The sequence below is a fragment of the Bacteroidota bacterium genome (assembly GCA_016711505.1).
In the GTDB taxonomy this organism is placed as follows: domain Bacteria; phylum Bacteroidota; class Bacteroidia; order AKYH767-A; family 2013-40CM-41-45; genus JADKIH01.
The window spans coordinates 440,512-462,993 of sequence record JADJSV010000003.1; the positions used below are offsets into that span (position 1 = coordinate 440,512).

At 37.5% G+C, this 22,482-nt stretch carries 19 protein-coding genes and 1 pseudogene; 14 read left to right on the forward strand and 6 right to left on the reverse strand.

Annotated elements, in window-relative coordinates:
* Positions 1-29: 29 nt before the first annotated feature.
* Complete coding sequence (locus IPL24_07795; protein MBK8363583.1) at positions 30-686, forward strand: deoxynucleoside kinase; 657 nt, start codon at positions 30-32, stop codon at positions 684-686.
* A 107-nt stretch (positions 687-793) separates the two neighbouring features.
* On the forward strand, positions 794-2,275 hold the full coding sequence (locus IPL24_07800; GenBank protein ID MBK8363584.1) for an OmpA family protein: 1,482 nt from the start codon (positions 794-796) through the stop codon (positions 2,273-2,275).
* 150 nt (positions 2,276-2,425) lie between these two features.
* Here the strand turns inward: IPL24_07800 and IPL24_07805 are convergent, their stop codons facing one another.
* Positions 2,426-2,950: an RNA methyltransferase gene (locus tag IPL24_07805; protein ID MBK8363585.1), complete on the reverse strand. Its 525-nt coding sequence runs from the start codon at positions 2,948-2,950 to the stop codon at positions 2,426-2,428.
* A gap of 77 nt (positions 2,951-3,027) precedes the next feature.
* On the opposite strand from IPL24_07805, the gene mutS reads away from it, so the two are divergent.
* From mutS to IPL24_07845, 8 genes are all read left to right on the forward strand, one after another.
* Positions 3,028-5,598 (forward strand): DNA mismatch repair protein MutS, encoded by a 2,571-nt coding sequence (gene mutS, locus IPL24_07810; GenBank protein MBK8363586.1) that lies wholly within the window; start codon positions 3,028-3,030, stop codon positions 5,596-5,598.
* Between the two features lie 507 nt (positions 5,599-6,105).
* Entirely contained in the window at positions 6,106-6,534 is a 429-nt protein-coding gene (locus IPL24_07815; protein ID MBK8363587.1) for a hypothetical protein, read from the forward strand.
* Positions 6,535-6,686: 152 nt separating this feature from the next.
* A complete protein-coding gene (locus IPL24_07820) occupies positions 6,687-7,253 on the forward strand; it encodes a hypothetical protein (GenBank protein MBK8363588.1) in 567 nt (188 codons plus the stop codon).
* Positions 7,217-7,978 (forward strand): hypothetical protein, encoded by a 762-nt coding sequence (locus tag IPL24_07825; protein MBK8363589.1) that lies wholly within the window; start codon positions 7,217-7,219, stop codon positions 7,976-7,978. The genes IPL24_07820 and IPL24_07825 overlap by 37 nt, the downstream gene beginning before the upstream one ends.
* Entirely contained in the window at positions 7,975-8,652 is a 678-nt protein-coding gene (locus IPL24_07830) for a response regulator transcription factor (GenBank protein MBK8363590.1), read from the forward strand. Before IPL24_07825 ends, IPL24_07830 begins: the two co-directional genes overlap by 4 nt.
* Positions 8,653-8,711: 59 nt before the next feature.
* Entirely contained in the window at positions 8,712-9,392 is a 681-nt protein-coding gene (locus tag IPL24_07835) for a DNA alkylation repair protein (GenBank protein MBK8363591.1), read from the forward strand.
* Between the two features lie 93 nt (positions 9,393-9,485).
* The gene (gene ygiD / locus IPL24_07840) at positions 9,486-10,364 is read left to right on the forward strand and encodes a 4,5-DOPA dioxygenase extradiol (GenBank protein MBK8363592.1); all 879 of its coding nucleotides are present in this window, start codon (positions 9,486-9,488) and stop codon (positions 10,362-10,364) included.
* Positions 10,365-10,419: 55 nt separating this feature from the next.
* Positions 10,420-11,748, forward strand: a complete 1,329-nt coding sequence (locus IPL24_07845; GenBank protein MBK8363593.1) for a cyclic nucleotide-binding domain-containing protein — start codon at positions 10,420-10,422, stop codon at positions 11,746-11,748.
* Positions 11,749-11,761: 13 nt separating this feature from the next.
* Here IPL24_07845 and IPL24_07850 read toward each other — a convergent pair.
* A pseudogene (locus IPL24_07850) lies at positions 11,762-13,346 on the reverse strand (peptide MFS transporter).
* A gap of 165 nt (positions 13,347-13,511) precedes the next feature.
* On the opposite strand from IPL24_07850, the gene IPL24_07855 reads away from it, so the two are divergent.
* Together IPL24_07855 and IPL24_07860 are read left to right on the forward strand one after the other, a co-directional pair.
* Positions 13,512-15,764 carry a S8 family peptidase gene (locus IPL24_07855; protein ID MBK8363594.1) on the forward strand — a complete coding sequence of 751 codons (2,253 nt, stop codon included), beginning with the start codon at positions 13,512-13,514 and terminating at the stop codon, positions 15,762-15,764.
* A 148-nt stretch (positions 15,765-15,912) separates the two neighbouring features.
* On the forward strand, positions 15,913-16,980 hold the full coding sequence (locus IPL24_07860) for a hypothetical protein (GenBank protein ID MBK8363595.1): 1,068 nt from the start codon (positions 15,913-15,915) through the stop codon (positions 16,978-16,980).
* A 10-nt stretch (positions 16,981-16,990) separates the two neighbouring features.
* Here IPL24_07860 and IPL24_07865 read toward each other — a convergent pair whose 3' ends face one another.
* The 4 genes from IPL24_07865 to IPL24_07880 all read right to left on the reverse strand — a co-directional run bounded on the left by IPL24_07865 (position 16,991) and on the right by IPL24_07880 (position 20,901).
* Positions 16,991-17,557, reverse strand: coding sequence for a pseudouridine synthase (locus IPL24_07865; protein MBK8363596.1), 567 nt, complete (start codon positions 17,555-17,557; stop codon positions 16,991-16,993).
* Between the two features lie 52 nt (positions 17,558-17,609).
* Positions 17,610-18,008 carry a response regulator gene (locus IPL24_07870; GenBank protein MBK8363597.1) on the reverse strand — a complete coding sequence of 133 codons (399 nt, stop codon included), beginning with the start codon at positions 18,006-18,008 and terminating at the stop codon, positions 17,610-17,612.
* Positions 18,009-18,015: 7 nt separating this feature from the next.
* The gene (locus IPL24_07875; protein ID MBK8363598.1) at positions 18,016-18,171 is read right to left on the reverse strand and encodes a hypothetical protein; all 156 of its coding nucleotides are present in this window, start codon (positions 18,169-18,171) and stop codon (positions 18,016-18,018) included.
* Between the two features lie 354 nt (positions 18,172-18,525).
* Entirely contained in the window at positions 18,526-20,901 is a 2,376-nt protein-coding gene (locus IPL24_07880) for a DUF4397 domain-containing protein (protein ID MBK8363599.1), read from the reverse strand.
* 336 nt (positions 20,902-21,237) lie between these two features.
* Between IPL24_07880 and IPL24_07885 the strand changes: the two genes are divergently transcribed.
* Positions 21,238-22,167 (forward strand): DnaJ domain-containing protein, encoded by a 930-nt coding sequence (locus IPL24_07885; GenBank protein ID MBK8363600.1) that lies wholly within the window; start codon positions 21,238-21,240, stop codon positions 22,165-22,167.
* Positions 22,168-22,170: 3 nt separating this feature from the next.
* Positions 22,171-22,464, forward strand: a complete 294-nt coding sequence (gene trxA, locus IPL24_07890) for a thioredoxin (protein ID MBK8363601.1) — start codon at positions 22,171-22,173, stop codon at positions 22,462-22,464.
* Positions 22,465-22,482: the final 18 nt, after the last annotated feature.

The following is a 22,482-nucleotide window of genomic DNA, read 5'->3' on the forward strand; positions in this document are numbered from 1 at the left end:
AAGCGATTTTCGCGGAGCAAAATGCTACTATGGCCAAAAAGTTAAAATATGATTATATCGTAGTCGAAGGCAATATCGGAACCGGAAAAACTTCTCTTGCCGGACGGTTATCTGCCGATTTTAATACCCGGTTAATCCTGGAGCGTTTTGCGGACAATCCTTTTCTGCCTTTATTTTATGAGCAACCGCAGCGATATGCCTTTCCACTTGAACTTTCTTTTTTAGCGGACCGGTATCAGCAATTGAAAGATGAATTGGCTTCGCCTGAACTTTTCAGACAGCAAACGATTTCAGATTATCTGTTAAGCAAATCGCTCATCTTTGCAAATATTACTCTTAAAAACGATGAAAATCAACTTTATCAGCGACTTTTCCATATTATAAATCCTCATTTGCCAAAGCCGGACCTGCTGGTTTATCTGCATAAAGACATAGAAAAGTTAAGAAGTAACATCAAAAGCAGAGGTCGTGATTACGAGCAAAATATCAGTAGCGATTATCTGGAGAACCTGGAAAAAGGCTACTGGGAATTTTTCAAACAGCAGGATGGTTTTCCAATTTTAGTGATCGATACGAATAATGTAGACTTTGTAAAAAATGACAAAGACTATCAAAAGATCCTTGATCTGCTGGAAATGGACTATACACCCGGTATTCACAGGGTATTATTAGAGCCGGTTTCTTGAATCCGTTTACCAAATTGACTTGCTTTTAGCTAATGCTTTCTTAAATTTGCATAACGTGGAGCCCTTGTGAATAGCGGCTTTCGTACATGAACACAACCTACTGCAAAATGAAACTATTTACCATTCTCATGTCACTGCTTGTAATCGGCAGCGCTGAAAGTCTTTCAGCTCAATCCGGAGCAACAAATGATAGTACACAGGTACGCATTAAGCGTGACAGGATGCCGTACATTAAAAATTTCAATACCTGGGATATCGGGGGACATATCGGAATCACATATCCAAATACGGATATTGCTGCTTCTACATTTACAGCTGACAATGTTAAGCGTGAGCTTGCATTCGGACTGGATGTTACAAAATTCCTGACGCATTCTTTTGCCTTCCAGGGTAGATTCATTACCGGCAAAATGAGTGGAGTTGATTCTAATAAACCGCAGTATCAATATCATACTGACGTACATTATGACCTTACCATCAATGCTTATTTTCAACTTGGTAATGTTGCTTTCTTAAAGAGAACTCCGAATCTTGCTATCTACGGTGCAATTGGTATCGGTGCTATTAATTACACTCCTTATGTTTCAATAGATAGCGGAAGAACTGAATTGACCGGAATTTACTCCCAATATCAACAAGCATTTGAGATCAGGGATTTTGCTCCAACAACAGAGTTGATCATCCCATTTTCTGTTGGTGCTAAATACAGAATTGCAAAACATTTTTCCTTGAATTTAGAATATAGCTTAAGAACAACAAACAGTGACCGCATGGACGGATGGGATAAATTATTATCTGAAGATGATGATTATTCTTATTTGAGTGCAGGACTTACTTTTCATATCGGTGGCAAAGATCACATGGCAGAATGGTTCAATCCACTGCAAAGTGTTTACACAGATCTTTATGATATGAAAGATAAAGTTGATCTGATGTCAATGGATACAGATAAAGATGGAGTAGCAGATCTTTTCGACAAAGAACCTGATACTCCTGAAGGTGTAAAAGTTTATGGTGATGGTACGGCAGTGGATACCGATCTTGATGGTATTCCTGATATTAATGATGCAGAACCTTTCTCAGCTAAGTATGCAAAAGTTGATGCATCCGGTAAAGAGATCGATAGTGATGGTGATGGAGTTCCTGATCCGCAGGATATGGAGCCAAACACTCCAAAAGGAACATTAGTGAACCAATCAGGAATTACAATTCCGGGAGATGGATCTGCTGATGGAAGTAAAGCTCCTTTCAGAAATGTAGATGGTTATCTTCCTTCAATTTTCTTTGCCTGGGATAGTGATGAAATCAATAAAGTCTTTGAAGAAAGTCTGGCTGAGATCTCTTTGGTAATGAAAAATAACCCTGAGCTGAAATTTATTATCTCAGGAAATTGTGATAAGATTGGAAGCATTGTTTATAATGAGAAACTTGGTATGCGTCGCGCTGAAGCAGTTAAGAAATATCTTGTTAAGAATTATAAAATTGATCCGGATAGATTAACAACTGAAACGATGGGTAACAGAATCCCGCTTACGGATAAGACTTATATTAACCGTCGTGTGGATTTTTCGATTGATAGCAGAAAGTAAATGGTAAGAAGTAAGTAGTAAGTGGTGAGTAGCACTGCTTACTTCGTTGAACTCTAGTACTTCTATTCACCGTTAAACAGACTAAATCTTGATTGAAATACAGCACTTGCTATATGTAGGAAGTGCTACTCACTACTTACCACTTACTACTCACCACTTCCGACAAAATTCCCAAACCACAATCCCAACACACACCGAGATATTGATCGCATGTTTGGTTCCGCTTTGGGGAATTTCTATGGCGTGATCACAGAGTGCGAGAGCTGCTTCGCTGACACCATTTATTTCATGTCCGAAAATGAAAGCATATTTTTTGGTTGAATCCTGACGGAATTCATTCAGCATAATTCCTCCTTCTGCTTGTTCAATACCGATGATTGTATAACCGTCTTTTTTCAGAATTTCAATAGCGGTAACCACGTCTTTTTCATATTTCCAGTCGACAGAATCTTCTGCTCCCAATGCAGTTTTATGAATTTCCCTGTGCGGCGGTGTTGCTGTAATCCCACACAAATAGATTGATTGGCAACGAAATGCATCTGCTGTCCGGAAGGCAGAGCCAATGTTGTTCAGGCTTCTGACATCATCCAGGATGAGTACGATTGGGCGTTTTTCGGCTGACTTAAAATCATCAACAGTGAGTCTACCCAACTCATCATTTTGTATCTTGCGCATGGAAAGAATAATTAGTGCAAATAAGCAAAAACTTGTTGAAGGAAGAAACAAAATCAGGAGTTGTTGAAACTCCGCTAATGAAACAATATTTCAGCATTAAAGCGAAATATCCTGAAGCGCTGCTTTTATTTCGCGTAGGGGACTTCTATGAAACATTCGGTGAAGATGCTGTAAAAGCTTCAGGTATCCTTGGAATTGTTCTCACCAAAAGAGCTAATGGAAGCGCAACTTATGTTGAACTTGCCGGATTTCCACATCATTCGCTTGATACCTATTTACCGCGATTGGTACGTGCAGGTTTGCGTGTAGCTATCTGCGATCAACTTGAAGATCCAAAACTTACGAAGAAGATCGTAAAACGCGGAGTGACTGAACTTGTAAGTCCGGGCGTTTCTTACAACGATAAAATTCTTGATCACAAAAAAAATAATTTTCTTGCTGCTTTACATTTTGATGGTAAATCAACAGGCATTGCATTTATAGATATCAGTACCGGAGAATTTCTGGTAGCAGAGGGAAACCTTGCTTACATTGAAAAACTTCTTCAGAATTTCAATCCGAATGAAATCATTTACTCTAAATCCTTCAAAAAGGATTTTAATGAAAGATATGGATCGCGGTTTTATAATTTCAGTCTCGACGAATGGATCTTTCAGGAAGATTATGCAAATGAATTATTACTAAAACATTTCGGTACGATATCTCTGAAAGGATTTGGAATCCACGAGATGCCGGCGGCTATCATTGCTGCAGGTGCGGCATTGTATTATGTTTCCGATACACGTCAGGAACAATTGAAACATATCAGTGGCATCTCACGGATTGAAGAAGACCTGTACGTTTGGCTCGATAAATTTACGATCAGAAATCTTGAACTGATCGATAGCAGCAACGAAAATGCTGTTGCGCTTATCGATGTAATTGATCAGACACTTACACCTATGGGAAGCCGCCTGCTGAAAAGATGGTTGCTGCTTCCGTTGAAAGATAAAACCGTTATTGAAGAAAGACAGCATGCTGTCAGTTATTTTCTTGATCATCCTGAATTTTCTGCTATCATCTCAAATCATCTGAAACAAGTTGGTGACCTCGAGCGGTTGATCTCAAAAGTTGCACTGGGAAAGATCTCCCCTCGTGAAGTACAGCAGTTGCGGCGTTCACTTGAAATGGTGAACTCGATCCGTGACACTTGTATGAATTCTGATAACACTGCCATCAGGATGATCGCTGATCAACTGAACTCTTGTCAGCTGATCAAAGAACGCATAGCAAAGGAACTGCATCCTGATGCACCTGTAATGGTCAACAAAGGTGGAGTTATCAATGAAGGAGTTTCCGATGAACTGGATGAGTTGAGAAACATCTCGCTTAATGGTAAAGATTATTTACTGAAAGTTCAGCAAAGAGAAGCAGAAAAAACAGGGATCTCTTCCTTGAAGGTTGGTTTTAATAATGTGTTCGGTTATTTTTTAGAGGTAACTCATACACACAAGGATAAAGTACCGGCCGAATGGACAAGAAAACAAACGCTTACTAATGCAGAGAGTTATATCACTGAAGAACTGAAAGTTTACGAAGAGAAAATTCTCGGTGCGGAGGATAAAATTCTGTCACTGGAGACAAAACTTTTCAGTGAATTGGTTCAGGCAATTCTTGAATATATACAACCTATTCAGTTGAATGCTTCACTTATTGCAAAAGTAGATTGTCTGCAATCTTTTGCAGACACAGCGCAAAAAAATAATTACGTCCGACCAAAGATCAGTGAAGGAAAAATTATTGATATCCGTAATGGTCGCCATCCTGTAATTGAAAAGCAATTGCCTCAAGGGGAAAAATTTATTGCCAACGATATTTATCTTGATCCGGATTCGCAACAGATCCTGATGATCACCGGACCAAACATGTCCGGAAAGTCAGCGATTCTTCGTCAGACAGCTTTGATCACATTACTTGCGCAGACCGGAAGTTTTGTTCCGGCATCTTCTGCGGAAATAGGAATCGTTGATAAGATCTTTACAAGGGTAGGAGCCAGTGATAATATTTCAAGTGGTGAATCAACCTTTATGGTTGAGATGAATGAGACAGCGAGTATTCTGCATAATATTTCTGACAGAAGTCTGATCCTGCTTGATGAAATCGGAAGAGGTACTTCAACCTATGACGGTATCAGTATAGCCTGGGCAATTGCAGAATACTTACATGAAAATTCTCAGGCAAAACCGAAAACATTATTTGCTACTCACTATCATGAGCTCAATGAAATGGCGGCATCAATGCCCCGGATCAGAAACTTCCACGTAACAGTAAAAGAACTTGCACATACAGTTGTCTTCTTACGAAAACTTGTGCAAGGTGGTAGCGAACATTCTTTTGGAATTCATGTTGCAAAGATGGCAGGTATACCTTCAAAAGTAGTTCACAGAGCACAGGAAATGCTAAAGCATCTCGAAGCGTCTCGTTCAGAACCCGGCACTACAAAAAAAATATCTGCACCTTCAGATCTGCAACTCAGCTTTTTCAAATTGGACGATCCCGTTCTTGAACAGATCCGCGAAGAGATCGTCAATATCGATATTGACAACCTTACACCGATGCAGGCACTCACAAAGTTGAATGAGATCAGAAAGTTGGTTGGTGGCAAGTAGTTTGTGCTTCGAAATTCGTAATTAGTAATCACAACTTTCCGATAAAAATGAAACTTTGTAATTTAGGTCGAAAATTATATTTTAAATCAACTGTTCGCAGAATGAATTCCTGGCAAGCCCCACATTTTGTTGACATACATCTTTTTGAATCAGAGATAAAGCAGTGTTTGTGCGTGGAGTCCACCCGCTGCGCGAAATCATTTGAAAAGTTGAATCAGGGATGTAACCAATAATCGAAGATTTCAAATGATTTGGTGCGGGTGGTGGCCTTTTTTTGTTTCTTTTTTTGGCCAAACAAAAAAAGAAAAATTGAAAGTAATGGATTGAATTTTGGAAATTACTTTCATATGAAAATAATTATTTCTGATAGTAGTGATTACGATATCTCGATTTTCGAATTACAAGTAACCAACTACGATTTTCCTAAAAAAAAGCCATTTTCCGACCGGGAAGACTACGGTATTTTAGCAGTAGTTCTACGGTATTTTTACCCATGAAATCGACTTTTTGGCTCAAATTCCCAATGTCCGTGTAACGCGGCATGTTACACTCGGGAAACTTCCTTGCAGGTTCGATAAAGCTTACTTTACTTTGAATCAAATTCAAGAAGATTATATGACATTAAATGGAGATGAAAACAACAAAATAACCTTTGAACAAGGTGCAGTGATGACAGCTAAATATCGTGAATCGGTTCCGGCCGGATCTATAATTGCAAATTGTTACAGCAGAGATTCAATTCAAACATTATTGGATCAACCCGGTTGCAAAGGAATAAGAGCATATTTTGCATTGAATGCTGATAAATTGCCCTGTCTGGTAATTGTTGGAGTCAATGAAAGTGGAAATGATCAGATTGGACCCGATTACAATTGCATGGATAATTCCACTCCATGTCCAATTGATTGCAGTGAACCCAACATTTTAAATTCTTGACCCGCTTTGTTTACATTTTATAATTTTAATACCTTGGGTGGCGCAGCATCCAAGGTTTTTATTTTATGAAGCAATATCGACTGCTATTTGAGATTGTGACTATGTTACCGGTCCTACCCATTTTTTATTATGGCAGACTCGTGCATTCGAAAATGGAAAAAGAAATAAAGATTTATTGGATCTTTCTGCTTTTTTCTTTTGCATTTCAACTCGGACTAATAATCACTTCAAGGAATGGTATTCATAACATTTCTGCGTCAATGGCCTATCAGGTAATTGAATATGCAGTACTTTCTTTATTATTCTATATGTGGATTCCCAATAAAATAATCCGCGTAATAATTCTCATTTTCTTGTTTATAAATTTATACTCCTGGGCTCATTTTTTTACGGGAAAGAATATTGATTATTCAGTAACTATCGATAAGTATCTCAGGAATTTTATTCTCATTCCATTATCTTTTCTGACAGCATATAAACTTGCAGTTCAAAGCAAAATAGATATGCTTAAAAATATTAAGTTCTGGATTGTGGGCGGATTACTTGTAAATATAACGATTACTGCATTTACACAAGTAATGCAAGCCTACGTTCTTCATACTCGTGAACTGAAACCAATTGTAAATAACGTTTTACTTCTAGTAAATGCACTATCAGCAATAATGTTTATAAAGGGATTCCTATGCTTGAAAGCACAAATGAAATTTATTGGTTCTTAACCTTAGTAGTAATTGTCATACTCTGCCTGCTGATATTTTTTCTTGCTATCATGGTTAAAAATTATCGTGTTCGCCAAAAAGCGGAGAGCGATGTCAAAGATGCTATTATCAGTACTCAGGAAAATGAACAAAATAGAATAGCTGAAGATCTTCATGATGATATCGGCCCAATGTTATCTGCTATCAAATTACAAGTATCTGCTTTATCCGATGCTGACAGAGAAGAAACAAAAGAGTCGCTGATTACAATTGACGGTTATCTGAATCAGGCAATCAACAATGTGAGAGCTGTTGCAAGGAATCTGTCTTCACAACTTATTGTTAAATTTGGATTGGAGCAATCACTCAGAGATAATATAAGTATGGTCTCGTCATTGAAAAGAGTGAATATAAATTTTGATTTTGATTTGAAAGAATATAAATTGCTGGCTAGTCAGGAGATCAATTTTTACAGGATCATCAGAGAAATGTTAAACAATTCTGTAAAGCATTCCAATTGCGAGAACATCCGGATTTCGCTGGTCTATAATAATCAGTCAATTTTACTTGCATATTCTGATGACGGAAGAGCAGATGAAAAAGTGGATTCAACCAAAAGTATGGGCCAGACAAATATCAGAAACAGGGTGAATTTACTAAACGGTGTGATAAAAAATTTTTCAGATGACTTTACAACAGGGGCGAAGTATGAATTTATATTTCCTGTGGTAAACAAAAAATTATGAATGAATCTATAAAACTTATTATTGCAGATGATCATCCAATATTCAGGGATGGTTTAAATGTCGTCCTCAAAAGACATGACTTTATCTCAAAGATAACTCAGGCATCCGACGGGTCTGAAGTCATTCGCTTACTTGAATCAGAACTATATGATGTAGTTCTTATGGATATTAAAATGGTTCCTATGAATGGAGTGCAGGCGACAGAAATAATCCGGAGTCGTTTTCCTGATGTAAAAATAATTGCGCTTTCCATGTTTGGCGAAGAACGATATATTAATGAGATGATCTCCAAAGGAGCGTCAGGTTATTTATTAAAGAACAGCGATAAGACAGAAATTATTCAGGCTATTAAAAATGTTATCAAAGGCCGGACTTATTTTTCAAAAGAAGTTGCTGATTTTATTGTGGATCGTGTTGTGGAGTTGAAATCCGGAAATGCAGAAGCTTTCAAGTATTCGGATGAGCGTCTTACGGAAGTAATATTTTTAATCAGCCACGAAAAAACTTCAAAGGAAATTGCTGCACTTATGAACCTTTCCGTTCGTACAATCGATGAATGCAGAATAGAGGTCATGAAAAAAACAAATAGTAAAAGTGCAATCGGGGTTCTCAAATATGCCATGCAGCATGGTATTTTTGAAGATGTTATACTCAAAGGCAAGTACGGCATTTGATTGGATTGAAAATGCGAATACAGCTGAAATTTTAATTATTTTTGCAGCAAATTCTTTTAATGTCTATTCAGAAATTTATTGAAAAAGTTCAGCATTCTTTTGAATCGCATTCTACGACTGAACGCGCGCCTCAAATGAAAGCGTATATGAAAGATCAATTTGAATTCCTGGGGTTGAGTAGACCCGAAAGAAATGAAATTCAAAAAGAACTTTTACCGCTGTTCCCTATTAATGATGCTAAAACACTTGAAGCAATTGTAAGAAAATTGTGGAAACTGAAATTCAGAGAATATCATTATCTGGCTCTGGATATTCTTGCAAAAAAAAGGAAATTGATCCCCGAATTGAGTTTTGATTTTCTAAATTTTCTGGTTGAAAACAATCAGTGGTGGGATTCTATTGATACAATTTGTTCCAAAGTAATCGGTCCTTATTATTTATTTCATAAACAACAATATAAAACGGATCTCAAAGTGTGGTGGGAATCAGAAAATTTCTGGAAACGGCGAGTGTGTATAATTTTTCAATTAACTTTCAAAGATAAAACTGATCTGGATTTCCTGACAAAACGGATTCTTGAAAATTCATCCTCAAAAGAATTCTTTCTTCAGAAAGCAATCGGTTGGGCACTGAGAGAGTATAGCAAAACAAATCCAAAATGGGTGATCGGTTTTGTAAAGGAAAATGAATTGAAACCACTTAGCAGGAGAGAAGCGCTTCGGTTGATTGGAAAAGAATGAAAAATGATGATGCTTATTCTCAAATCAAAATAATTATCTGAAAATATGTTTGTGGTGCTAATTACCACTTACGAATTACTATTCACTAAGTAAATGGACAGAAAAAATTTCATCAAACTACTAAGCGGAGCATCAGCACTCATGACACTAGGTTCTTTAAAAACACTTGCAGATTCATTGGAAAAGACAGACAAAGGAATGCCTGCTTTGTTTGTGGGACATGGTTCACCAATGAATGGAATTGAAACAAATAAATATTCGCAAACATGGTTGCGTCTTGCGAAAGAAATTCCCGTTCCTAAAGCTGTGCTTTGTATATCGGCCCATTGGCTCACTAATGGGACACACGTTACTGCAATGGAAAAGCCAAAAACTATTCACGACTTTGGTGGATTTCCACAAGCTTTGTTTGATGTTCAGTATCCTGCTCCCGGTGATCCGGCTTTAGCGGCAGAGACTAAAAAAATAATTTCTTCAACTAATGTCGGATTGGATCATGATTGGGGATTGGATCATGGAACGTGGTCTGTCGTCAGACAAATGTATCCGGATGCAAAAATTCCCGTGCTGCAATTGAGTATCGATTATCATCAACCTGCACAATATCATTATGACCTGGCGAAGCAACTTAGTAGTCTTCGTCGGAAAGGAGTTCTGATAATCGGCAGTGGCAATATGGTGCATAATCTGGGAATGGTGGATTTCAAACGACTCAACGACACAGACTATGGTTTCGATTGGGCATTGGAGATGAATGCTTATTTCAAAAAGAAAATACTTGAACGTGATCATGCTGCTTTGATCAATTGGCAGAACATTGGAAAAGCTGCTTTGCTGGCGATTCCAACACCCGACCATTATTATCCTTTGATCTACACCCTGGCGCTTCATGAGAAGGACGAGGAAGTTTCTTTCTTCAATGATAATGCTGTCGGGGGCTCTCTTACAATGACCTCTGTAAAGCTAGGGTAAACCTGAAATTTGATTATTTCCTCTATTTTTACCACCTTTAGTCGATCAAATTGATATGGCATTCATTTCACCACAAAATCTGTTAGATTCATTGGTAAATTCTCCCTTTTTTGAGGATTTGCCCCGAAATGTCGTTGAAGCTCTCTGTAAGAAGCTGACGATCGTGGAAATGGGTTTGAACTATGAGGTGATCAATAAAGGGGATGAAGGTGATTCTATGTACATCATCCTTTCAGGAAAAGTAAAAATTCACGACCAGCATTTAACACTAACCGAACTCTCAGCCGGTGCTGTATTCGGTGAAATGGCATTGATCGATAACAGTACACGTTCAATGTCTGTTTCAACACTTACCGAATGTCAGATGGGTGTGTTAAGCAGAGAAGATTTTTATGATGTCATGAAAAATTATCCTGACATCTTCAAATATCTGATCTCAACATTGAGTAACCGTTTGCGGAATCAAAATGAAGTTTTGCTTAATCAATATCGTAAACGAGAAAATGAATTAACGGAATTAGTCAAAGCACGCACAGAAGAACTAGAGAAAAGAAACAACGAACTTTCTGATGCACTTGAAGAACTTCGTCATTCACAGGTGATGATCATCCGGCAAGCTAAACTGGCTTCGCTTGGTGAATTGATCTCAGATATTGCTCATGAAATTCAGAACCCTTTAAATTTCGTTACTAACTTTTCAGAGTTGTCGATGGAACTGATCGATGAATTAAAACACGATAAAAAGTTTTCATCAGACGATGAAGCACTGAAAGATCTTTCTCAGATCAGTGAAAAGATAAATCACCATGGAAAAAGGGCAGAGGCTATTCTTAAAAGCATGCTCAAACATCATCGTAATGAACGTCGCCACATGGAGCAAGGTGATGTCAATTCAATTTGCGAAGAAGCCATAAAGGTTGCTGTATATTCAATAAAAACCCGGCTTCCGGATTTTAAGTTTGAATTAGAAAAAGACCTTGATAAAAAAATCCCATTGATTGAATTAGTAAAGCACGATATATTCAGACTGATCGTTAACTTACTGGATAATTCTTTTTATTCAACAAATGAAAAAGCAGTACTTGCTTTGGAGAATAAAGAAAATTATACTGCAAAAGTCAAAATTGAATCCCGGTTGATCAATGATAAGGTGAATTTATATGTAACCGATAATGGGCACGGTGTGGATTCAAGTATCAGAGAAAAGATCTTCCAGCCTTTTTATACGACAAAACCTGCAGGCGAAGGAACCGGTCTGGGACTTTCATTAAGTTTTGATATCGTTACCGCACATGGCGGAAAAATTGACTTTGTGTCAACCCCTGAAAAAACAGTTTTTCATATTGAACTTCCTGCTTCAGTTGTAAAAAGCAAGAAAAAGTAACTGCGCTCTTTTTCTAAGCGCCGTATTCCTTAAATATCTTATTCAATCTTTTTAACATCAACGCAAGCATCAGTGTTGCAAACATCAATAGCGCAAAATTGACAAGGAAATAATTTGCTTTGTCATCGTATGTGTCCCACATCTTTGCCAGGATACCACTGAGTTTGTTTCCTAATGAAGTTGCAAGGCTCCATCCACCCATCATCATTGCTGTAATCCGTGGTGGAGACAATTTGGAAACCAGACTGAGACCCATAGGACTCAAAAATAATTCGCCAATTGTAATTATGCCATATGAAGAAATCAGCCACCATGAACTTGATTTGATATCGCCATCTCCACACACATAAACAGCAACGACCATTATCAAGGTTGAAAGTCCACTTACAAATAATCCGAGACAAATTTTTCCGGGAGTGGTAGGTTCCTTTCGCCTGCTTCTTAAAAAACTGAAGAAGGCGATCACTAATGGTGTTAATGCAACTACGAAAAATGGATTTATACTCTGGAAGAGTTCAGTGGAAACTAATTTCTTTTCATCACCTTCTTTTAATTGAGATACATCGTCATTTTTAAAATAGGCAGGGTATGCCATTCCACGAATGGGATTACCGGCTTCATCTTTTATTTTTTGAAACTGATGATTCAGAATATAAGTACTGTCTTGTTTATATACAACTGTTTCATTCAGTTTTAAAGCAGAAGTGATGGGCTCAATAATCTGTGGAGTTTCGCGATTAGTGTAGTACTGCGCCCATGTTGTCAATGCTGTTCCATTTTGTTTGAATACAGCCCAGAAAATAACAACTACTGCGAAAATTGAAAGCAGTGCTCCGATCGGTTTTTTCTCTTTCTCGGATGCGCGGAAATAAAGTGAACCATAGAAAGACACAACAGGAATTGAACCGAGTAAAAATGCATCGGAACTATCGCTTCCGAAAATATTGCCCGGTATCAGCCACCCGCCGATCCCAATTATAATTGCCGGAAGCAAAACCTGATACAATACTTTAATTACAGGAGTATCTTCTTTTGAAGCAGGCTTAATAATATCAACATGTTTGTAATGTTTGTTTCCCATTATGAAAATGGCAACTCCGATAAACATTCCAATTCCGGCAGCAGCAAATGCTTCTGACCAACCATAGGTATTTCTTAAAAACGCTGCAAAGAAATTGCAGATAAATGCTCCAACATTGATACCCATATAAAAGATATTGTATCCGCTATCTTTTAATGGTTTATAAGACCCTTCCGAATATAAACTTCCTAAAATGGTAGTGATATTTGGTTTGAAAAAACCATTTCCAAGAATGATCAACACCATTGCAGTATAAAATGCGCCCATTCCACTAATTGCTAAGCATAAATACCCCAGCCCCATTAGTGAGCCTCCTAAAATTATAGATCTACGATAGCCAAGTAATCTGTCTGCAAGTAAACCTCCGATAAATGGAGTTAAATAATTCCAGCGCAATAAAAGTCCCAAAAATATCAGCAGCCTGTTCTCTGTCAAAATTTAATCCGCCTTTTTCAAAATCGGTCATGTAAAGAACAAAAATTCCTATCATCAGATAGTAACCAAAACGTTCCCACATTTCTGTCAAAAATAGATAAGGCAATCCCTTAGGATGTTTTCCGAGTGCGCTCATAAAGTTAGTTTGTGGGGTCAAATTAGGATTAATTCATTGTATTCGCAAATAAAAAAACCTATTGCCATTCCATAAAAAAATCTATTTTTACTTCTTATTCTCAAAACCACTATGAAGAAATTACTACTCTTAATCCAGTGTTGCATTATTGTCACAACTGCCTTGTCACAAAATAATTCAGCAAAACTCTCTCCATTTACCAGAATATTACTGAAGGAGATTGAATCAAATGGTGAAAAGTTTATTCCATCTTCGAAATATGTATATAAAAATATTGGTAACAGAATTTATATCAGTGCAATTGTTAAAATTCTCCCGGTATTTGATGAAGCTCAATTTAACAGTTATGAAGTAATTGTGGGAACCAAGGCAGGATTTATCAGAACAGTTCAGATTCCGTATGAAAAGTTTGTGGCCTTTACAAAATTGTCCGGTGTGAATTATATTCAAATCGACGAACCTGTTTATCCTACACTCGACAATGCAAGAATAGATACCCGGGTGGATTCTGTTCATAATGGTTATTCACTACCCATGCGTTACAATGGAGATGGGGTAGTAATGGGTGTTGTAGATGTTGGATTCGATTTTAAACATCCTGCATTTTTTGATACAACCGGAGTGAATTACAGAATAAAAAAAGTGTGGTTACAAAAAGACAATTCCGGAACCGCTCCTGCCGGATATACTTATGGAACAGAAGAAACAGATTCAGTTGCATTGTGGAATATCGGAACGGATGCTATCAACGCAACACATGGAACACATGTTGCAGGAATTTGTGCCGGGTCAGGTTACCGCAGTCCGATGACTCACCGCAGATTCAGAGGTGTTGGATATAAAACTGATCTTGTAATGGTAGGTATTACTCCAACAAAAGATCAATGGATCAATACCGGTGTATCTGATATGATTGATGGGATTCAATATATTTTTGATTATGCAACTTCAGTAAGTAAACCTGCTGTCGTAAATTTAAGCTGGGGTAGCCCGCTTGGTCCGCATGATGGCACCGGTTTGTTTAGTCAGGCATTGGATAATCTAACCGGCCCCGGAAGAATTTTTGTTTGCTCAGCAGGAAATAATGGCGAAGATTCAATTCATATTCAGAAACAATTTTCGCCATCAGATACTATTGTGCAAACTTTTCTTTCTATTGCTGATAGCCCGGAAGGACAAAAAACATGGGTTGACATCTGGGGCGAAGCAGGTAAATCATTTTGCCTGAATATTTCTTTGTTAAATAATTCAATTATTTCTTCGACAGGTATTATTTGCCTTGACGATAGTGTTCATACTTTACACCTTCTTGATTCCAATAATGATACTTGTTCCGTTACAATAGTTACTGCTGCAAGTGAGTTCAATGGCAAGCCGAGAATCTTCGTTGACTTCGATAACAGAGCTACAGACTCCATTCTGATCGCAATTACTGCAACTGATGGAAGAGTCAATATGTGGAACAGTTTTGTTTCAAATACTTCCGGATATTATGGAGCATTCAAAGGCTATAATAAGCCAAATGTTGTAAGTGGTGATTTCGAACTCACAGTTTCGGATATCGCAAGCACCATTTCTGCTATAAGTGTAGGTGCCTATGCTTCAAAGATTCAATGGACCAATATACTTGGAGATCCTTATACTTATGCACCTTATGTTGCTAAAGGAAATCTTGTTCCTTTCTCCAGTCATGGACCTACATCTGACGGACGGGTTAAACCTGATATTGCCGGTCCGGGTATGACTGTTGGTTCTGCAATCAGTTCTTATGATAGTTCATTTATGACCACAGGTAATAGTTATTTGTATGTGATCAATAAATTTCATGATTCTTCAAACAATCATGATTACCCTTACGGAATGTTAAGCGGTACATCGATGTCTTCGCCGGCAGTTTCGGGAATCACATCACTTCTGTTACAGGTAAAACCTGATTTATCCCCGCAGGAAATTAAAGATATTTATACTTTGACAGCTATCAAAGATAATTTCACCGGCATAATTCCTGTGGGCGGGAATAATACATGGGGCAATGGAAAAGTAAATGCAATCGGTTCAGTTTTGCGTGCAGTTCAACTGGTGACGAATGTAAATACAGTTTCAAATACAGGTATTGCATGCAGTGTATTTCCGAATCCTAATGAAGGTAATTTTTCTGTCGACTATCAGGGTACAGGCGCAGGCATGCTGAAGTTGGATTGTTTCGATGTGACAGGAAAATTAGTTACGAATACAGAATGGAAAACGAATGATGGCTTTAATACCAATGTATTTAATTGGTCCGATTTATCAAATCGGGCTTATTACCTGCATATCTCAGGGAAAGAAGGCCGGGCAGTAATAAAAATGATCATTTCCCGGTGACGAATGGAATGATGTAAGAAAATAGTGAATATTGAGTCATTTTATTTGTCATTGTGATTAGATTGCTAATTACAGGTTTTAACGCACCCTGCAATTCAGAATTTCATATTACACCATGCACAGATCTTTAAATGTCACACATTTATTATTGAGCTTTGTTTTCTTTTTATCGATGACAGGACCCGTTACTGCTCAAACAGTCGATACTGAAGCATTCACACCGGCAATCGATTCACTGAAAGGAAGGCTATTGTTCATGACCGAATGCCATGAAGTCAGAACAAATTATGCAGAACATCAGGCAGTCATATCAAAGATCTCCGCAAATTTTACGGCCTCTGATACATTGAATGTTTTTCTTGAAGCCCCATTTACTCTTACTTATTTTATTAATCAATATGTTTCCGGAAAAAACAGGATCCTGGTTGATTCTATTCTCAGAAACGATCCTTATAAAATTGAGTTTTATTTTTCATTGAGAAAGCTGAAGAAAAATATTCGGTTCATTGGAACAGATTTTGAATATGATCAGGGAAAACCAGGGGGAAGATTGGAGTCATTTAAATTGTATTTCGATGAATTGAAAAAAGTTCTCGAAGCTGCTAACATTGATCAAAGTGTTATTAAATCTTTTATCTATGGAATAAAAGTACAAGGATTAGAAGAAGCTGATTTTTACACTTTCAAGAAGTACATTCAAAAGCTAAGTATAAATCAAGCTGACCCGGTCCTGAAAAGTAAATTGAAAGAAGCGAATTTTGTATTAGCGGCACTTCAGTCGCATGAAAAACCGGATGTCCGTGATAAAGCCTACTTCAGCAGAATGCTTGAATTATTGAAGTCTGGAATTTCCGTTTCAGAGAATCATAATTTGATGAGTTTCGGCAGCGCTCATGCTAATCCGTACAATGAAAAATGTTTATATTCCAAATTGAATTACGCTGATGATTCTCCTTTTAAAAGTAAGGTTGAAATATTTGCAAATATTTATTTCAATTCACTTTCTTATGGAAGTTACAACGACAAAAGTATCGTTTTAGAAACAGTAGGATTGTACTATGGATCAAAAGAGGACAAGCAGATCATTGATCTTGTCTTGAAAAGTTACAAACCTGAAATCGATAACAGTTTTTCAATTGTGAAAAATGATCTGAAATCAGAATTAAAAGATGTAGACAAGGTTCGGTATTGGGGTATACACTACAAAGTCAAATAAAAATTAATCTCTATAAAAAGCTGTCAACTTCTCTGATTTCTCCGGCTTTTAAATCACCTAACTTATTTTCACCAACTCTTACTCTTACTAATCGTAATGTTGGAAAACCTGCAGCAGCAGTCATTTTTCTTACCTGTCTGTTTTTACCTTCAGTAAGAATAATCGAAACCCAACTTGTAGGTCCGTGTCTGTCGTCGCGGATTTTTCTTGTACGTGGCGGAAATCCCGGATCAGTATTCAGTCTAAAAGCTTTACATGGTAGCGTCTGATATTTTACGTCTCTGATTCCAATTTCAACACCTTCGGTTAATTTTAAAATTGCTTCATCGGTGATCTGACCATCAACCTGAGCGTAATATTCCTTTTCAACTTTTTTACTGCGGACATTTTCGCTGACTTTACCATCTGTGGTTAGCAACAACAACCCTTCACTGTCTTCGTCTAATCGCCCAATAGCCATTATCCCCTCCGGAAATTCACCTAGTTGTCCCAGTAACTTTTTTTTCTTGAGATCGCATGCAAACTGGCTTAAGAAGCCAAATGGTTTGTGAATTAAATAATGCTTGTGATCTGACATTTAATCTTACTTACTGAATTGAATTCAAATTTGTGCGCAAGATACATTTTTTTCAACTTCCCGTTTTAACAATATCAAAAGCGTTCCGCAATTCTTCAATTTTAGTTCTGTCGAGTGGCTTGTTGATAAACTCTCTTACATATGGACTGCTGGCTGCAAGGTTATGATCTTCAGGATTCAGTGAAGTTGAAAGCATAATTATTATGCAATGAGATTTTATATAAGGAGATAATGTTTCATATTCTTTTAAGAATCCAAATCCATCAATATCCGGCATTCTGATATCCAGAAATATCAACTCAGGAATCAATTCATCATTTTGGCCAATTGATTTTAAATATGCCAATGCTTCATCAGCTGATTCTTTTACAATAACTTCTTCTGCAAATTCATATTTAAGAAGATTTCTTTCTGCAATATACCGATCTACATAGGTGTCATCTATTATCATTACTCTTTTATAAAGACATGGCAATTTCAACTTCCCTGCGATCTTTTTCAAGTTGATCGTAGGTTTTGCTGATTGCTTCTATAAATGCCTGAAATGACTTTGGGTGTATTACCGGATCCGTATTCAGATAATTAGCTATCTGATGTCCTAAAGTTTTGTTCACAGTGTTTTGCTTTGTTTGACATTCCTGAATGAATTATTTCAGTGAGTGGATTCACATTCTTTGTTCGATTGTTTTTACTTCCAATCTTTAACATTGTGTGATGTCAAAGCCTCTGTGTACAAAAGACAGGGATCTTTATTTAGTAGGTGCTAATTTTGATGATAATTTTGAAAATTATTATTTCAAAGTTGTATACAGCAAGAGTAGACTATTGTTGCTTGCACAAATTTTAGATTGTGTGAAAATATTACACATTTGTTGTTTACTGATATAAATCATAATAGGAATTGCATTCAAAAAAGAAATGCCTGCAGATTATACAGGCATTTCTTTCAAAAGATGATTGTGAAATTCTTAATCTATTATCAATTTAGACACTGTTCTTGAGTTATTATCCTGAACTGCGACCGTATAAATTCCTTTACTAAGTCCTTCTACGGAAATAGTATTGCTGTTATTGTTAATTGTTTCTGTCTTTACCAACTGACCAATACCATTCGTAATACTAACCACATATTCAGTGCCTGAAAATTCAGGTTCAATTTGTACATAATTGTTTGCAGGATTTGGATACAATTTGAAGTTTGCTGCGTTATTTTCTAATACAGATGTTGTATTGTTTAGCAGAATGGCAGTTCCATCAGCAAGTACAGCTAATAAACCAAAAGCAGCACCGTTTTGATTTGTAGCAGGACTTAAAAAACCTGATGCAAGAACTACTGCCGATTTTCCTCCTAATGTTGATAGAGGGGCATTGAAGCTAGCAACAATAGTTGTGTTGTCACTGCCGGGAGTAATGTCAAGTATATAATCTCCGGCTGGTACCGATAAGTATGGCGTTATATTAGAATAGGATGCATTGTCGACCAGAACATTTCCACCAACAACAACATCAACTGTTGGAGCATCACTAGCACCATGCACAACACGAAGATCAATATCAGTTGGATTTACTGATTGTTCAAGCATTTGATCTTGTAAAAACAATGTGAATGCAGTTGAAGCTGCGTCAGGGTTTAGATCAAATGATGCGGGATTCAAAACCCCATTTGCAATTGCAAGATATGTTCCGCCATTTGCAAGGGTAACTTCAAAATTCTTTAATGTATCTGACGCAGAAGTGCTGGTTCCCGGAGCTACACCGATATTTAACAAAACACCTGCAGGTACATCGATGAATGGAGTGGCAGTTCTGAATTCAAAGTTGTCGAGTAGCAAAGCACCATTTACATACACATCAACTGAAGAAGCTGCAGGGTCAGCAGCATTGTGTATAACTTGCAATCGTGCTGTACTAATTGCCGGAAATGCCACAACTGTTCCGTTTGCAAGTGCAGCATAAAGTCCGAAAACAGGTCCATTTTGATTGGAAGCCGGATTAAGAAATCCTGATGCAAAAACAACTGCACTTCCACCAGCAAGACCGGAAAGGTCAGCTTCAAAAGATGCAACTATTGGAGTTCCTGCTCCAGGAGTTACATCTAAAATATAACTAGCCGGAGGAACTGACAAGTAATTTGAAATTCCACCGTAAGTAACATTGTCAATCAAAGTTGCTACATTTCTTGCAATAACATCTACTGTTGGTGCATCACTTGACCCATGAACAGCACGGAAATCAACATTGGTTGGATTTACGGCTTGCTCTTGCATTTGGTCTTGCAGAAACAAAGTAAATGCAGTTGAACTTCCATCCGGGTTTGGATCAAAAGACGCCGGGTTCAATACACCATTTGCAACTGCCAGATATGTTCCACCATTTGCAAGTGTTACTTCAAAATTCTTTAATGTATCTGAAGCAGATGTACTTGTTCCCGGTGCAACACCAATGTTTAATAAAACGTCAGCAGGCACATCAATAAATGGAGTTGCAGTTCTGAATTCAAAATTGTCAAGTAATAAATTGCCGTTCACATAAACATCAACTGTTGTAGCTGCAGGATCAGCAGCATTGTGAATGACCTGTAAACGTGCCGTGCTGATAGCCGGAAATTCTACAACGGTTCCATTTGCAAGTGCAGCAAACAATCCAAATGAAGATCCATTCTGATTTGATGATGGATCAAGAAATCCGGAAGCGAAAACGACAGCACTTCCACCCGCTAAACCGGAAAGATCTGCTTCAAAGGATGCAACGATGGGAGTACCGGCTCCCGGTGTAACATCTAAAATATAGCTTGCTGGTGGTACTGACAAGTAATTTGAAATCCCGCCATAGGTTACGTTGTCAATTAACGTCGCTACATTTCTTGCTATCACATCTACTGTCGGTGCGTCTGATGAACCATGAACCGCAATGAAATCAACTAAAGTCAATGAGTCTGCAACATTTTTCACATTGTCCCGGATGAATAATGTAAATGCTGTTGATTGCGCATCAGGATTCATTGCAAAATTCATTGGGTCAAGTACACCATTAGCAACGGCTACATACCGTTGCCCGGCCATTAAAGTCACAGGGAAATTTTTCAATGTATCATTTACGCTCGTACTGTTTCCGGGTGCAACACCGATATCAAGTAAAGTTCCTGAAGGAACAGGCAGAAATGATGTAGCAGTTCTGAAAGCAAAATTGTCAAGAGTCAATGTTCCGTTTACATAAACATCGACTGTATCAGCTGCAGGATCCGCAGAATTATGAATGATTTGAATTTCAGCCTGGCTGAATGCGTCAATTGTTCCCATGGTAAAAAGCATGGCAACAAATAAGTTTTGGAATTGTTTTTTCATCGGTTAATTTTTTAGCGTTAGAGAATTTACTGATTTGATTTGTGAACAATTCCAAATTCATTTAGTTTTTTTTAATTGAAAAAAAACACAACTTGTTTTTGACGCCACTTTTTTAAATAATTTATGAGTTCTTTTTAAAGAATATGGTTTTAGAAAAATCTGCAAAAAATCTGCGGAAAATCCGCGGGATCTGGGAGATCTGCGGGAGAAAAAATCGGGCTTAATTTTTTTTTCTAGGATTTCGCAGAACTAGCAGCACTAAAAACAAGGATTATTATCAGTCTATCCCTTAAAAAAAATGATTAACTTTATTCTCTTAGAAAGTGTTTTGAAATTATGGATTATAAAGATTATTATAAGGTATTAGGTGTTGCAAAGACTGCATCTCAGGATGAAATAAAAAAGGCATTCAGAAAACTCGCAGTGAAATATCATCCGGACAAAAATTCCGGTGATAAAAAGGCAGAAGAAAAGTTCAAAGAAGTAAATGAGGCCAATGAAGTTCTGGGTGACCCTGAGAAACGTAAGAAGTATGATGATCTGGGAGCAAACTGGAATTCATACCAACAAGGCGGTGGCGATGGAAATTTTGATTGGGGAAAATGGTCAGGTCAGGGACAACAAAGACAAAGCAGGGGACAAGGCGGTGATTTCTTTGGCGGGTCCGGTGATTTCTCAGATTTTTTTGAGTCGATTTTTGGGAGTAAAGGAGGTAATGGACGTGGTCCCGGGCAGACTTCAAACCGAAAGATGAATGGACAGGATCAACAAGCCGAAATGGCTTTAACCCTTGAAGATGCTTACAATGGTGCCACAAAACAGATCGTCCTGAATGGCCAAAAGATCAATATGAATCTGAAGCCGGGAATTTATGATGGAATGGTTCTTCGTATGAAAGGCAAAGGTTCACCCGGCAGAAATGGCGGTGAAGCCGGCGATCTGCATATAACATTTAACCTTAGTAAACATCCAATCTATGAAGTAAAAGGAAATGATCTCCACTTTGAAGAATCGCTTGATTTATTTACAGCATTACTCGGTGGTAAAAGTGAGATCAAAATTTTTAATAAAACTGTGAAAATTCCTATACCTGCGGGAACTGACAGCGGGAAGATCTTTCGCCTGAACGGACTGGGAATGCCTTTTTATAATAAGCCGGAAGTGCGGGGCGATGCATATGTAAAGATGAAAGTAGTAGTACCGAAAAATTTAACAGAAGAAGAAAAGCAATTAGTTTTAAAGTGGTCTCAAATACATAAAGCTTAAGTCATGTCAAAATTTAATGATATAATTAATTCAGAAGTTCCGACACTTGTAGATTTTTCTGCAACGTGGTGTGGTCCCTGCAAAATGATGGAGCCGATTTTACAGAATCTCTCAAAGAAGGTTGGAAATTCGGCACGAATACTGAAAGTCGATATTGATAAAAATCCAGCTGTTGCAAATTTATATCAAATACAAAGTGTACCTACACTTTTGCTCTTTGTCAAAGGAGAAATTAAATGGAGGCAATCAGGTGTTGTGAACGAACAACATCTTGCCGAAATAATTTCTAAGTTTTAATTTCATTTGTTGGACTGA